The following is a 14,444-nucleotide window of genomic DNA, read 5'->3' as shown; positions in this document are numbered from 1 at the left end:
AGATCAATTGATATTAATAGTGTTCTTTATGATTTCCTGTTCAGCGGAAAAAGAAATTGATGATAGGGAATATATTACAACTTGTTACAAATTTGTAGAAAGTGAAAGTAAAGATCCCATTAGAGGTCTTCATTTGTTAATTCATTATGGGGATTATAATGTTCTGGGTGCTCAGGGGGTAACGGATGACGAGGGTATGTGGTGTTTTGATCATTGGAATGATGAAGGTCCCTTTGGAAATTTAACAATATTATCTAACTCTCCAGTTTATTACAGTTATCCAGGGAAATTGCCAATGAATGGGTCATTAAATACAATAGAAATAATTTATAAATAAAACTCAATTATGATGAAAAAAAAGGCATTCTTTTTAGTATTTGTTTTATTCTCCAGTCTAACATTTTCTCAAGAAGTTAAGAAAGAATACCATGAAAGTGGTCAATTAAAATCTATTGAAAATTATGATTTGGATGGTAACAGGATAGGTGAAAATAAACAGTTTTATTTGAATGGTCAATTACAGCAATTAGAAAATTATGACAACGGTCAACTAAATGGAGAGTTTAAAACATTTTACGAAAATGGTCAATTGAAACAAATAGGAAATTATGAAAATGGTAAACTAAAAGGTGTTATTAAACAGTTTTATTTGAATAGTCAATTACAGCAATTAGAAAATTATGACAATGGTCAACTAAATGGAGAAGTTAAACAGTTTTATGAAAATGGACAATTAAAAGAAATCGCGCATTATGAAAATAATCAGGTAATGGGTGAGTTTAAAGGATTTTACGATACAGGTGAATTACAAAAAATATCAATTTTTGAAGATGGTAAATTAACAGGCATAACGAAATTTTATTATAAAACCGGGCAATTATTAGAGGTTGGTAATTTTGATAATAATGAAAGAACTGGTGAGGCTAAAAAGTTTTACGAAACAGGTCAATTACAAGAAATCGGAAATTTTAAAAATGGAAAGCTGAATGGTGAATGGAAAACTTATTACGAAACTGGTCAATTAAGGGAAATTGGAAATTTTGAAAATGGAAATCAGAATGGTAAATGGAAAACTTATTACGAAACTGGACAATTATTTAGTATAGCAAATTTTGAAAATGGTCTGCAAATAGTTGAAACTAAGGGTTTTTTTAAGAGTGGGAAATTACGTTTTGTAGGTAATTTGGAGAATGGGAAACAAGTGGGTGAAGCAAAAACCTTTCATGAAAATGGTCAATTACATGAAATTGGAAATTTTATAAATGGAGTTCAAGCAGGTGTAAAAAGGACCTATTACGAGACAGGAGAATTACAATCAATAGAATATTTTACAAATGGACAACCTAATAAAGACTCAAAATATTATGATAAGAAAGGGAATCTTATAAAGAAATAAATTAAGAACGGTAGAATCATAATTCCATTGTGGATTTTTAATTTAAAAAATATTTAATTTTACAAAATAAATTATTACTTAATAAGGTTAAGTTTTTGCACATTATTTGCGCAAGCCTTGTCAGGAATAACTAAGACCAGAAAACATCGTAGCTCAGTTGGATAGAGCATCTGCCTTCTAAGCAGACGGTCACAGGTTCGAATCCTGTCGCGATCAAAAATAGCCCTCTGATCCAGAGGGCTATTTTGTTTTTAAAATATTTTTTGATTTGTCAAAACATCTTCTCTAAATAATATGCTGTCCAAAAAATTTAACAGAGTTTATGACAATGGAATTAAACACTTGTTTTAGGAGATTTAAGTTTTTTTAGCATTTCAACGGCTTCTTCTTCTGAAAGCAGTTCTAGGTCAGTTCTAGCCATAATCCATCCCATTTTGACTTTTTGCTTGATATAATAAGTCTTACCTGCTTCCGGAGTTACCGATAGCACAGAATAATTTTCAGATTTACTGATTACTTCTATTTGACCATTTGCAGGATCAACTTGCCATGCCAAATAACTATTAGGTCCTAATTCTCCAATGAACTTTTCGTTCTGATAAATCTTAAATGTTATAGCCGACCCAAATGAACTCGGTCTGAGCACATATATCTGAGCCATGGTTTCGCTACTGTAATTATTACTCTTTTTGTTGCTGTCAGAAACCTGAACGTATTGAGTGGTTGCAGCACAGCCAACTAATAAAAGAAATAAGCTAAATGCGGATAAAAATTTTTTCATGATTCCTAGTTTTTAAATTATTTCTACTCCTTTTTAAGTCAATACCCTAAGTTAAAATCAAATCAAGTATTAAACAATGATATCCATCAATGGGAAAGAAAAGAAGTAAAATAGTCTTATGCAGGTTCAAAAAAGCCCTCTGATTTTCAGACGGCTTTTTTTTGTGTTATTTGGTTTTGAACAATGAAACCAATCCATATAAAATTGCAATCAATTTTGTTTTACAAATTTTTTAATGGACATACCATTTGTGGTTTTTAATTGGATAAAATACATGCCACTTGAAATAGTGCTAATATCCAATATATAACTATTGTTAGTCATTTTCATTGATTTTATTAATTTGCCTTGAACATTGAAAACTTCTATGGTTGAGCTAATAGCATCCGGTGAAATTTCAAGAGTTAAAAAATCGTTGGCTGGATTAGGAAATAATTTAAATTGAACTTTAGAAAATTTTTTATCCGAAGAGCTTAAGGCATTTCCTTTAAACGAGATGAGCCCTTTATCGGTGCCAACCCATTTTGTTCCGTTTTCATCTACTAAAATGGAATTAATGGTGTTTGAAGGCAAAGTGGAATTGTCCGTATTATAGGTCTCCCAATTTACTCCATCAAAGCGTGTTAAGCCATTTTGGGTTGACATCCAGATGATATTGGCTCCCTCAACTGTGACATTCCAAACAGAGTCCGGGGGTATTTCTGAATTTGATGAACTATAATTGTTCCAGTTGGCTCCGTTAAAGGAAATCAAACCATTACCGTAAGTTCCCATCCAAATTTTTCCGGAAGGACATACACTAATAGAAAGGATGGCGCCATCACTTCCATCTAGGTACGAAGATGTGAACTTGGTAAATTGCATACCATCAAATTTTACCAAGTACATTGGTGGAGCCCATCTTGGTAGTACAAGTCCTGATGTTAAACCCAACCATTTGTTATTCTGATTGTCTACAGCAATTGCAGAAAAGGAAGTAGAAGGCATATCAGTGTTTGTCCAATCGTAACTAACTAAATCTGTCCCATCATACTGATATAAATTATTATGTGTAGCTAACCATAACTTGTCATCTTTATCAATAGCTAAACCCGTAAGAAACCCAGGTATTGCTACTTCTGTCCAACTATCATCTCCATTAAACTTTTCCAAGTAAGGTAATGGATTCGCGCATAATACCCAGGCCAATCCGTTGCTATTCAATAAAACCGAACGTGCATATCTGTCTGGATTAGGGTCAAAGCTTGACAAGGGAATTGAATAACTAGCCAAAGTTGCCCAGGAAGTTTTATCCATTTCTACCACTAAGTTATCTACACCAACCCATATGTTTTCTCCATCATCGGCAAGTCCCCCAATGTGCTGATCTTCGAAATAGGTTTTAACTTCTACATTTTGAGCAAAAATAAATGCCATAATACAGAAAAACCCAACAAAAAATAGAGTAAAATTTTTCATAACATTTAGAATTAATTAATCCTAAATGTCAATACAATTATCATTTGGTGCAATGATATAAATCAATATGGAGCTATTTTAGATAAACTATTTAGGGTCTTTGGCATTAATGAATTTTTAGATTAAGGCTTTTAAGGTTGTAAGTCAAATTACAATCAGACAACCAATCTCAACTGATATATATCATTCCATTTTAAAAAGTAAAAAACTATATTCATCAGGAAAGCAATTGTTTTTTAGACTTCTAAGAAGTCCTGATTTATCCTTCATAGATTATTTGGGACATGCTATGGTTAATTGAGTGGTAATTTTATGTAGTAAAATTTAAAAAACCATGAAAAAACCCAGAATACATTTTAAATCTATAGCAATATTTCTCTCGCTACTCATAATGCTTCAAAGTTGTTCAGTTTATAAATCGGCACCAGTAAGCATTGAAGAGGCATCTCAGGCCAATAGCAAAGTAAAAGTTTATAAGAGGAATGGAGAAAAAGTAAAATATAAAAAAATCATCATGACAAATGAGGGGCATTATTATGGTATTGGAAAAACAAAAATTTTTGACAAAAGTAAGCGAGTTTTGATTAATGAAGAGGAGATTGTTATGATAAGAGTCATAGACAAAGTTCAGTCATCTATTTCGACAGGAGGTCTTTTAATTACATGGATTGGCTTAAACATCTATGGTATCTCAAAATAATAATCATTTGAGTTGAGAAGTAATTTTATAACTAACATAAAAAAAATATTATGAAGGCACCCAAAATACATTTTAAATCTATAGCAATATTTCTCTCGCTACTTATAATGCTCCAAAGTTGTTCAGTTTATAAATCCGTACCAATAAGCATTGAAGAGGCGGTTCAGGCAAATAGCAAAGTAAAAGTTTATAAGAGGAATGGAGATGAAGTAAAATATAAAAAAATTATCTTCTCCAATGATGGACAATATTATGGTATTGAAAAAGCAACAATTTTTAAAAGTAATAACAATGTCTTGATTAATGAAGATCAAATTGTTATGATACGCGTTATAAACAAGGAACCATCTGCTATTATGACCGGTCTTTTAATTGCGTTTATATGCCTTCCGTTCTTTATGGTCGCACATTTAGCGTATTGAAAAAGCAACAATTTTTAAAAGAATTAACAATGTCTTGATTAATTAAGATCAAATTGTTATGATACACGTTATAAACAAGGATCCATCTGCCATTATGACCGGTCTTTTAATTGCGTGTATATGCTTTCTGTTCTATGTTGTCGCACAATTATAATAATTTCAGTTGACACTAATATTATATCTAACATAAAAAACAATGTCATGAAAGCACTAAAAATATTATTTATTACATTTTCTGTTGCTATTTTTTCATGCACAGGAGGTGATATTTTTGAAGGAGATGACATAATTAATGCATTTGTTTGGGATTTGGCAGATGTACATTATGATAACAAAACTTATTTTTCTCCTCCAGAATGGATAAGAGGTATTTGGTATTCAAATGATGATTATTGGTATGCAGTTCAGTTTACCCAAAATGATGTCATAAATTATTATTCGAAAGGTGGCTCTAGTACAAATAAGATACTAAATAGTATTAGTTGGGGAGATTATGATAAATTACTACTTGAGGAGATTGCTACAGATACCACTTATTATTATAGTATCAGGCATGAGAAAGACAGGATTAATGGATCAAAACCAGTTTACAATACATTATATCAAAAAATTTCCAATGATTCTATACTTTATACCCTCTCTGGGGCCAATAGTGGTACTAGAAAATATGGTAAAAGGGGATAGTTTTGGTTGGCCCAACTGTATGATATTAATCATTGCCTTTAGGTTTTTCTTGTATTACCTTATTAAGCTAATATGATTTTCTATACTGCTTCTTTTTAAGTAACCGGTAATGTGCAAATAACTAAAATAAACAAGTCATGAAAAAAATAATTTACGTTTTAGCTCTATCGCTTTTAATGTTTAATTGTAGTAAAAGTGATAACAATGATGATTCAATTGCAACCTTTTTAGAAAAATATGAAGGTACTGTATGGGTTTACTCAAGCTTTGATGAAGAATTTTACCTCAGGGTTATTGATAACGTAAACAGCCCATTTGAATTTTGGGAAGAATATGGAGATTGTTATGAATACTATCTAGGTACTATGGATGATGATTATGACTCAGTTACCACAACCAAAAATTCCAGTAACACACTAGAGCTCAAGTTTGTCGAAGAGCTTGAAGGTGTTGAATATATGGTTTTGTTTACATTAACAGTGACAGGCAACTCTATGGAAATTAAATACGCACTATATGAAGATGGGAAATTAACTGATTCTTATTCTGAATATCTTTCAAAAACTTCGGTAAACGTAGACAACTTAACCCTATGTGACGATTTTTAATTGGAAGCCACATGAAATCAATAAAAAATAAGTTAAGGGAAATAGCTCTTTTGTTAGCCGCATTAATATTTTTTCAATGCTGTTCAGTTTATAGAACAGTCACTCTAGAAGAAGCAATTAAGGGCAATGCAAAAGTTAAAGTTAAGACTTTTGACAATCAATCTTATAAATATAAAAGAATTGAAATTGTCGATAATAAAATTTATGGGATACAGCCTAAAAAAAATGAAAAAATTATAACTGCAGAGAATAAACGCTACAGCGTTACTAATTGGGAGGAAGTAAAAATAGAAATCGAAGAGAAAAGCATTGAAAAAATTAAACTAAAAGATAAAAATGTATCCAATTTCTTAACAGGGGTTCTTATCACTGGAATAGGAGTATTCATATATAAATTCCGCAATTTTAATGCTCCATTTAGTTCATAAGAAATAACTATATAGTAATTCTCTATAAGTATATATTAATTTCTGAAAATATTAGAGATAACTATTTGTTTTATCGTATAAGTATCGTGTTTGATGGTGTAAATGATATTCATCATTTCATGGCATATTAAGATTTTGTAAAATTAAACAAGTATTAACTACATAAGTTGTGTTAATGAAAAATTTAAGGCGAATCTCAATTTATATAAGACTTATAATTTATCAGCAATTAAATCTAACATTATGAAAAAAGTATATTTAATATTATTTCTTGTTTCATATTTTATTAATGCTCAAGAAGTATTTGAGGAACCTTCCTTTGTTGGGGAGGCATTTATTATTAAGACAGACAATACTATTCTTAACCTTGAAAAGGAACAAATTAAGTTAAAAACTAAAGCGGGTCTCAGTGTTTATCTTGCAGGAATTGGAAAATTAAAAACAAAAATTGACGTTCCTGGATGCTGTTCAGGGGCCTCATTTAATCCTGATAATGAAATAAAATTAATTGTTAGGGCAGTAGATAATGAAACAGATCCAATTTCAATTATACAAATATTTAAGTTCGAGAAGAAAAAGAAAAAAAGGCTAGCTGAACTTGCATCTTGGGGGACATTTACGGGACTTTCATCAAATAATTTGAATAACTTAAGTTTCGAAGCAAAAAAATATGGGGAGAAATCTTATATGCTTACAATAACAAATTTTGAAAGGGGAGCAGAGTATGGTATTATTGTGAATAATATTAATGCCTCAAACCAAGAATTGATTATGGTTTCGACATTTTCGGTGCAAGGAGACCCTAGTTTATAGCTTATTTGTTTTACTGGTAAAATTAGCTTTTTTTGGTCTTGTTTGTTGCTCTTTTTTTTTCTTACTGGCTTTCGCCAAAGGGTTAAACGCCAAACATAAATCAATCCAATAGGCTAAATCTTTATCGGTGTCAAAACCTTCGGGGGTAACAAAAATATAGCCTTTCATGGGGCGTCCCGTAAAATCCATTGGTAAGCATTCGGGTTTTTTAAGCTCTTGTTCATAAACCGATTCCCCAATGCGAGCCATGAGCAAACTATCACCAAATTTTTTATCGATATGGATGCCACAAAGCATTTTATTGTCTACTTTAAAGCATAGGCCACCCATCATTTTTAGTTCGGAAAAAACAACATGCTTTTCCTTGAGTTGCTGCCTAATCCGGTCAGCTAAAAATTCATCGTAGGCCATGGTAATAGTCTTTAAGTTTATCAGTGAGTTTTCGAATTAAATTATACACAAAAGTATTGGTCTTGGCATAGTGGAACGAAATAAAACAGACCACCAACATGAATAGCAAGGCACCAGAGATAGCTTCATATGGACTTAATGATTGGTTCAAAAATCGTTTAAGGCCATAACCCGTAAAGCTTCCGTAAAGCAATATAAAATGAATGACGTAAATGGATAAGGTTTTTTCGCCAATCCGAGCTATGATGGATTGCTTTAAAAAACGTTCAATGCTATAGAAAACCCCAAAAAGAATGAACACGTTGCCCAATCTTGTGAATAAGTAATTGTAGTCGGCACTCTCTTTTAACAGTTCTATGCCAGTAATGCCAGATAATTTGAGTAAAACCCACGAGGAATGATAAATAAGTAAATACCCAACAATAAAAAAAGTTGCTATGGTAAACACTTTAAATTGTTCGCGGTGCACATGCCTAAAAAATACAGTGGATATAAAGGCTCCAAAAGCCGAATAGCCAAACCAAGGTAAAATTGTGAAAACAGATCCATTTGATTTGGACATATAGTTGGCCAGAAATTGGGGTATGCCTTCAATAGTAAGGTTTCTGTAAAGCGGTTCGGTTACAAAACAAATACAACCAATGGTAAACAATACCACGGAAAAAATATAGCTATGCTTTTTTAGTAGCAGGTGCATGCCTACCAAAAAAATTAATGATAGGCCAATACATTGCAGTACATCAACAACAAAAAAATAATTGTTAAAATAACCCTTTAACCAACTTATGATATTGATACGTAAACTATAACCAATGGCTAGTAGCAGCAATCCCCTAAAAAGTCCTTTTTTAATTCGGGCTTTGTCATCCCCTTTGGCATAGGCACGCAATAACAAATACGTAAAAACCAACCCAGAAATGGTGAAAAAAGTAGGTGCCGTAATACCTCTAAAATAAGACCATACGTTATATGCCAAGTTAGCTTTGTCTCTGTAAACGGGCATTAACAAGGTGTCGATAAAATGTCCTTGCAGCATCATTAAAATGGCAAATGCCCTTACCGCATCAATAAAATATAATCGGGTTACTTGCAATTCTGTTGGTTTTTACCTGTATAAATATACTTTTAAATAATGGAATCTGTATGTGCTTAAAGTGATATATTTATAAAATATTGGGTAATTATGGAACAACTGATTAAGACCTTTTCTGATTATGCTTGGGGTTTGCCCCTGGTTATTTTGCTTATTGGAGGAGGCTTGTATCTTTTGGTTTTATCCAAATTTTTACCCTTTCGATATTTTGGTCATGCTATTGCTGTGTTATGGGGAAAATATGATGACCCCAATGACCCAGGGCAAATTTCACATTTTAAAGCCTTAACAACGGCACTGTCATCTACAATTGGTATGGGTAATATTGCTGGGGTGGCAGTAGCCATTTCGGTCGGAGGCCCCGGTGCTATGTTTTGGATGTGGGTAAGTGCCATTGTGGGCATGTCCACCAAATTCTTTACATGTACATTGGCGGTGATGTTTCGGGGAAAAGACAGTGACGGAGAATTGCAGGGCGGTCCTATGTATTTTATAGTTGAAGGTATGGGAAAGTCATGGAGACCACTCGCCATTATGTTTTGTGTTTTTGGAATGATTGGTGCTTTGCCCGTTGTGAATGTGAATCAATTGGTTCAGGCCATTAACGATATAGTATTGATCCCGAATGGGGTAAAAGTAGGATTGAAGTCCAATTTAATTCTGGCGACAATTTTAGTGATTCTAACTGCTGCAATTATATTGGGTGGATTGAAACGAATTAGCAACGCAGCATCCAAAATGGTACCATCTATGGTGCTTTTGTATTTTATTTTAGTAGCGTATATTTTGATTTCTAATTATCAAGTAGTTCCAAAATATTTTCTAATGATTTTTACCGATGCCTTTTCTGGAATTTATTACAATGGTGAAGCATTTATGGGTGGCGTTTTGGGCGCACTCATTTTGTTGGGCATTCGTCGTGGGGCATTTTCCAATGAAGCAGGTATTGGTACAGCACCATTGGCACATGGGGCGGCAAAAACAGACGAACCTGTACGCGAAGGTTTGGTTGCTATGCTGGGGCCTGCCATCGATACTTTGGTTGTTTGTACTCTTACGGCGTTGGCTATTTTGGTTACAGGTGTTTGGCAAACTTCGGTAGAGAATGGCGTTAGCTTAACGGCGGCAGCATTTAACCAAACCATGCCAGGTTATGGCAAATACTTGCTTATGGTTTGTATTTTCATTTTTAGCGTCTCATCTTTATTCTCCTATTCTTATTACGGATCAAAATGTCTGTCCTTTATAATAGGGGCGGATAAAAAGCAGTACTACAATTACTTCTATATTGTAAGCATTATATTAGCTGCAACAACCCCCTTTACTGTGATGCTTAATTTGATTGATGGTGTTTTTGCTCTAATGGCTGTCCCTACAATGTTGGCAACAATTATACTATCCCCAAAAGTCGTAAAGGAAGCCAAAACATATTTTAAATATAGATTGAAGCAGTAAAGTACAGGATGGAATTGAGTAAATTAGGTTATTTATTTGATAAATGGTCTTTTTGAAATTGGCTAGATTATTTAATTTAATAGCCCTTCCTACTTGAAAAGATTAATAACCAACTAAAACTAAATAAAATGGTAAAAAACAATGCAAAAGCCTATTGGAAAGAAAACATTAGGTATCTATTTATCCTATTAATCATATGGTTTCTGGTCTCTTTTGGAGCAGGTATTTTATTTAAAGATGCTTTGAATGAAATAAAAATAGGAGGCTTTAAACTTGGCTTTTGGTTTGCCCAGCAGGGCTCAATGTATGTATTTGTGATACTCATTTTTGTGTATGTGCGATTAATGAATAAACTAGATAAAAAATATGGGTATGATAAGTAGTATATTTTTGGCTGAGTCTATCGGCGTGCAGAATTGGACCTATATTTTAGTCGGACTAACATTCACCTTATATATCGGAATTGCCATGTGGTCCAGGGCTGGCTCAACAAAAGAGTTTTATGTAGCTGGAGGTGGTGTTTCGCCTTTGGCCAATGGAATGGCAACTGCAGCTGATTGGATGAGTGCAGCTTCGTTCATCTCCATGGCTGGGATTATTTCCTTTGCCGGTTATGACGGTGCCGTTTATTTAATGGGCTGGACAGGAGGTTATGTGCTGTTGGCACTTCTGTTGGCGCCTTATTTACGTAAATTCGGAAAGTTTACCGTTCCAGACTTTATTGGCGATCGCTATTATTCAAATACCGCCAGATTGGTGGGCGTTATCTGTGCACTTTTAGTATCGTTTACCTATGTTGCTGGACAAATGCGTGGCGTTGGTTTGGTGTTTTCTCGTTTTTTGGAGGTAAATATCAACACAGGTGTCATCATCGGGATGATTATTGTGCTTTTTTATGCCGTTTTGGGAGGTATGAAGGGCATTACCTATACCCAAGTGGCGCAATATTGCGTGCTGATTTTTGCCTTTATGGTGCCTGCTATTTTCATTTCCATTCAAATGACAGGAAACCCTATTCCTCAATTAGGCTTTGGAAGTACCGTTGCCGATGGGTCGGGAACATATTTATTGGATAAATTGGATGGTTTGAGTACCGACCTGGGGTTTGCTGAATATACCGAAGGGTCAAAATCAATGATTGATGTTTTTGCCATCACCTTGGCCTTAATGGTGGGAACCGCTGGTTTGCCCCATGTTATTGTCCGTTTCTTCACAGTAAAACGAGTAAGGGATGCTCGTAAATCTGCTGGATTAGCATTGTTGCTCATAGTAATTTTGTATACCACAGCTCCTGCGGTTTCGGTTTTTGCCAGAACAAATATGATTGAAACAGTTTCAAATAAACCCTATGAAACTGTACCGGAATGGTTTAAAAAATGGGAATCAACTGGACTGATTACCTTTACGGATAAAAACAACGACGGACTCATTCAATATGTGGCGGACAAGGATAAAAATGAATTGGTGGTTGATAACGACATCATGGTTTTAGCAAATCCTGAAATTGCCAAACTACCAAACTGGGTTGTTGCTTTAGTTGCGGCTGGTGGATTGGCTGCAGCTTTATCAACTGCCGCAGGATTGTTGTTGGTTATCTCGTCTTCAGTGTCACATGATTTAATAAAAAAGATGATAAACCCGAATATTTCTGAACAAGGCGAACTTATTGCAGCACGTTTTTCAGCTGTTGTTGCGGTTTGTGTTGCTGGATATTTCGGTATCAATCCACCAGGATTTGTTGCCGCTACAGTTGCTTTAGCTTTTGGTTTGGCGGCTGCATCGTTTTTCCCTGCCATTATTTTAGGGATTTTCTATAAAAAAATGAACAAGGAGGGTGCCATTGCCGGTATGGTTGTGGGGATTGTCGCTATGGTTTTATATATGGTAAAATATAGACTAGGATGGTTTGATGAGGTTACACCTGATAAAAGCGAATGGTGGTTTGGTATTTCACCGGAAGGTTTTGGTGTTGTGGCCATGGTTTTAAATTTTATTGTATCCATCGTTATTGTGCAATTCACACCACCACCTCCAGAAGATGTTCAAGATATTGTAGAAAATATTAGAATTCCAAGTGGCGCAGGAGAAGGAGCTAAAGGGCATTAATTTTGTCATTCCTAAGTAGGAATAAATCTACTTTGAATCTAAAAAACTATTAATTAACTTAGTCTTTATTTTACATAGATTAACCAGATATTATGAGTAATTATCATATAAAACATTTAGAAGAATATTATCAAGTTTACCGAAAATCAATCCGTGAGCCTGAAAATTTTTGGGAAGAAGTGGCCGAGGAGCATTTCATGTGGCGAAAAAAATGGGACAATGTGCTTAGTTGGGATTTCAGTAAACCCGAAATAAAGTGGTTTGAAGGGGCACAACTCAATATTACCGAGAACTGCGTAGATAGACATTTGTCCACCCGTGGTGATAAAACGGCCATTTTGTTTGAGCCCAACGACCCCAAAGAACCTGCTGAACATATAACCTATAAGGACTTGCACGAAAGGGTTAATAAATTTGCGAATGTTTTAAAAGGACAAGGTATAAAAAAGGGTGATAGGGTATGTGTTTATTTGCCCATGATTCCCGAATTGGCCATTTCGGTTTTGGCCTGTGCCAGAATAGGCGCCATTCATTCCGTTGTTTTTGCAGGATTTTCTTCCACCGCTTTGGCAACTAGGATAAACGACAGCGACTGTAAAATGGTCATTACCAGTGATGGTTCTTATCGTGGTTCGAAAACTATTGACTTAAAAGGTATTGTTGATGAAGCTTTGGAAGTATGCCCAAGTGTAAATAGGGTTTTAGTGGCCAAGCGCATCAATTCCAATATTACTATGAAAGAAGGCCGCGACCTTTGGCTAAAACCGCTTTTAGATGAAGCTTATGGCGATTGCGATCCTGTAATTATGAATGCCGAAGACCCATTGTTTATTTTGTACACTTCTGGTTCAACGGGCAAGCCAAAGGGTATGGTGCATACCACGGCGGGTTACATGGTTTATACGGCTTACACGTTTAAAAACGTATTTCAATATAGAGAAAATGATGTGTATTGGTGCACAGCAGATATAGGATGGATAACCGGGCATAGTTATATTGTCTATGGTCCGTTGGCAAATGGGGCAACCACAGTCATGTTTGAGGGAGTGCCTAGTTATCCTGATTTTGGACGTTTTTGGGAAATAGTTGAAAAGCACAAAGTCAACCAATTCTATACCGCGCCCACGGCCATCCGTGCTTTGGCCAAAGAAGGAGTAGATTTAATTGAAAAGCATGACTTATCATCATTGAAAGTATTGGGTTCCGTTGGTGAGCCTATTAACGAAGAGGCTTGGCATTGGTATAACGATAATATTGGTAAAAAGAAAAGCCCGATTGTGGATACTTGGTGGCAAACCGAAACGGGAGGCATCATGATTTCGCCTATACCATTTGTTACGCCCACAAAACCGACATACGCCACACTGCCGTTTATTGGCATACAACCAGCATTGATGGATGAAAACGGTAAGGAGCTAAAAGGCAATCAAATTGATGGCCGTTTGTGCATTAAGTTTCCGTGGCCAAGTATAGCAAGAACTATTTGGGGCAACCACCAGAGGTATAAGGACACCTATTTTTCAGCGTTTGAAAACAATTACTTTACAGGCGATGGAGCCATGCGGGATGAGGTTGGTTATTACAGGATTACGGGCAGGGTAGATGATGTAATTATTGTATCTGGCCATAATTTGGGAACAGCACCTATTGAAGACGCCATTAACGAACACCCTGCGGTTGCCGAAAGCGCCATTGTTGGGTTCCCGCACGATATTAAAGGAAATGCTTTGTATGGTTATGTTATTTTGAAAGACACTGGAGAAAGCAGGGACCAAAACAACTTACGCAAGGAAATTAACCAAATTATTACCGAGCATATCGGCCCAATTGCCAAGCTTGATAAAATTCAGTTTACCATTGGTTTGCCTAAAACCCGTTCTGGGAAAATCATGCGTCGTATTTTACGTAAAATAGCCTGTAAAGACACCAGTAACTTGGGAGATACCAGTACATTGCTAAACCCTGAAGTGGTGCAGGATATTATTGATAATGCTCTTTGATAGCAGTTGTGTCACTTACCAAACCTCAAAAACAGAACTATGAAAAATCAATTATTCATAGTGTTAGTACTATTTTTAATATTCTTTTC

The 14,444-nt window shown here is 34.9% G+C and carries 16 protein-coding genes; 12 read left to right on the top strand and 4 right to left on the bottom strand.

The features are described 5' to 3' along the window. Window positions 1-28 precede the first annotated feature (28 nt). Entirely contained in the window at window positions 29-337 is a 309-nt protein-coding gene (locus tag ACB104_RS01800; RefSeq protein ID WP_370476567.1) for a hypothetical protein, read from the top strand. A 12-nt stretch (window positions 338-349) separates the two neighbouring features. After that, the gene (locus tag ACB104_RS01795) at window positions 350-1,396 is read left to right on the top strand and encodes a toxin-antitoxin system YwqK family antitoxin (RefSeq protein WP_370476566.1); all 1,047 of its coding nucleotides are present in this window, start codon (window positions 350-352) and stop codon (window positions 1,394-1,396) included. 334 nt (window positions 1,397-1,730) lie between these two features. Here ACB104_RS01795 and ACB104_RS01790 read toward each other — a convergent pair whose 3' ends face one another. Then, the gene (locus ACB104_RS01790; protein ID WP_370476565.1) at window positions 1,731-2,177 is read right to left on the bottom strand and encodes a DUF2846 domain-containing protein; all 447 of its coding nucleotides are present in this window, start codon (window positions 2,175-2,177) and stop codon (window positions 1,731-1,733) included. A gap of 210 nt (window positions 2,178-2,387) precedes the next feature. Further along, window positions 2,388-3,635 (bottom strand): T9SS type A sorting domain-containing protein, encoded by a 1,248-nt coding sequence (locus tag ACB104_RS01785; protein WP_370476564.1) that lies wholly within the window; start codon window positions 3,633-3,635, stop codon window positions 2,388-2,390. Between the two features lie 334 nt (window positions 3,636-3,969). Between ACB104_RS01785 and ACB104_RS01780 the strand changes: the two genes are divergently transcribed. The 6 genes from ACB104_RS01780 (at window position 3,970) to ACB104_RS01755 (ending at window position 7,290) form a co-directional block, all read left to right on the top strand. Next, a complete protein-coding gene (locus ACB104_RS01780) occupies window positions 3,970-4,335 on the top strand; it encodes a hypothetical protein (RefSeq protein ID WP_370476563.1) in 366 nt (121 codons plus the stop codon). Window positions 4,336-4,385: 50 nt separating this feature from the next. Next, window positions 4,386-4,757 carry a hypothetical protein gene (locus ACB104_RS01775; protein WP_370476562.1) on the top strand — a complete coding sequence of 124 codons (372 nt, stop codon included), beginning with the start codon at window positions 4,386-4,388 and terminating at the stop codon, window positions 4,755-4,757. Window positions 4,758-4,958: 201 nt separating this feature from the next. Further along, window positions 4,959-5,441: a hypothetical protein gene (locus ACB104_RS01770; protein WP_370476561.1), complete on the top strand. Its 483-nt coding sequence runs from the start codon at window positions 4,959-4,961 to the stop codon at window positions 5,439-5,441. Between the two features lie 137 nt (window positions 5,442-5,578). After that, complete coding sequence (locus ACB104_RS01765) at window positions 5,579-6,049, top strand: hypothetical protein (RefSeq protein ID WP_370476560.1); 471 nt, start codon at window positions 5,579-5,581, stop codon at window positions 6,047-6,049. Window positions 6,050-6,060: 11 nt separating this feature from the next. Beyond that, window positions 6,061-6,477, top strand: coding sequence for a hypothetical protein (locus ACB104_RS01760; protein WP_370476559.1), 417 nt, complete (start codon window positions 6,061-6,063; stop codon window positions 6,475-6,477). A gap of 243 nt (window positions 6,478-6,720) precedes the next feature. Continuing rightward, the gene (locus ACB104_RS01755) at window positions 6,721-7,290 is read left to right on the top strand and encodes a hypothetical protein (RefSeq protein WP_370476558.1); all 570 of its coding nucleotides are present in this window, start codon (window positions 6,721-6,723) and stop codon (window positions 7,288-7,290) included. On the opposite strand, the gene ACB104_RS01750 is transcribed toward ACB104_RS01755, so the two are convergent. Both ACB104_RS01750 and ACB104_RS01745 read right to left on the bottom strand, forming a co-directional pair. After that, complete coding sequence (locus ACB104_RS01750; RefSeq protein WP_370476557.1) at window positions 7,285-7,701, bottom strand: TfoX/Sxy family protein; 417 nt, start codon at window positions 7,699-7,701, stop codon at window positions 7,285-7,287. The genes ACB104_RS01755 and ACB104_RS01750 overlap by 6 nt on opposite strands. Then, window positions 7,688-8,794: a heparan-alpha-glucosaminide N-acetyltransferase domain-containing protein gene (locus tag ACB104_RS01745; protein ID WP_370476556.1), complete on the bottom strand. Its 1,107-nt coding sequence runs from the start codon at window positions 8,792-8,794 to the stop codon at window positions 7,688-7,690. Before ACB104_RS01745 ends, ACB104_RS01750 begins: the two co-directional genes overlap by 14 nt. 90 nt (window positions 8,795-8,884) lie before the next feature. Between ACB104_RS01745 and ACB104_RS01740 the strand changes: the two genes are divergently transcribed. The 4 genes from ACB104_RS01740 (at window position 8,885) to acs (ending at window position 14,355) form a co-directional block, all read left to right on the top strand. Continuing rightward, a complete protein-coding gene (locus ACB104_RS01740; RefSeq protein ID WP_370476555.1) occupies window positions 8,885-10,249 on the top strand; it encodes an alanine/glycine:cation symporter family protein in 1,365 nt (454 codons plus the stop codon). A gap of 128 nt (window positions 10,250-10,377) precedes the next feature. Further along, window positions 10,378-10,632: a DUF4212 domain-containing protein gene (locus ACB104_RS01735; protein ID WP_370476554.1), complete on the top strand. Its 255-nt coding sequence runs from the start codon at window positions 10,378-10,380 to the stop codon at window positions 10,630-10,632. Next, entirely contained in the window at window positions 10,622-12,355 is a 1,734-nt protein-coding gene (locus ACB104_RS01730; RefSeq protein WP_370476553.1) for a sodium:solute symporter family protein, read from the top strand. The genes ACB104_RS01735 and ACB104_RS01730 overlap by 11 nt, the downstream gene beginning before the upstream one ends. Window positions 12,356-12,447: 92 nt before the next feature. Beyond that, on the top strand, window positions 12,448-14,355 hold the full coding sequence (gene acs, locus ACB104_RS01725) for an acetate--CoA ligase (RefSeq protein WP_370476552.1): 1,908 nt from the start codon (window positions 12,448-12,450) through the stop codon (window positions 14,353-14,355). The last annotated feature ends 89 nt before the right edge of the window (window positions 14,356-14,444 follow it).

The sequence above is a fragment of the Tamlana flava genome, from assembly GCF_041287255.1.
GTDB lineage: Bacteria > Bacteroidota > Bacteroidia > Flavobacteriales > Flavobacteriaceae > Tamlana > Tamlana flava.
The sequence above is the reverse complement of the archived record's forward strand: the minus strand, read 5'-3'. Positions and strand labels throughout refer to the sequence as shown.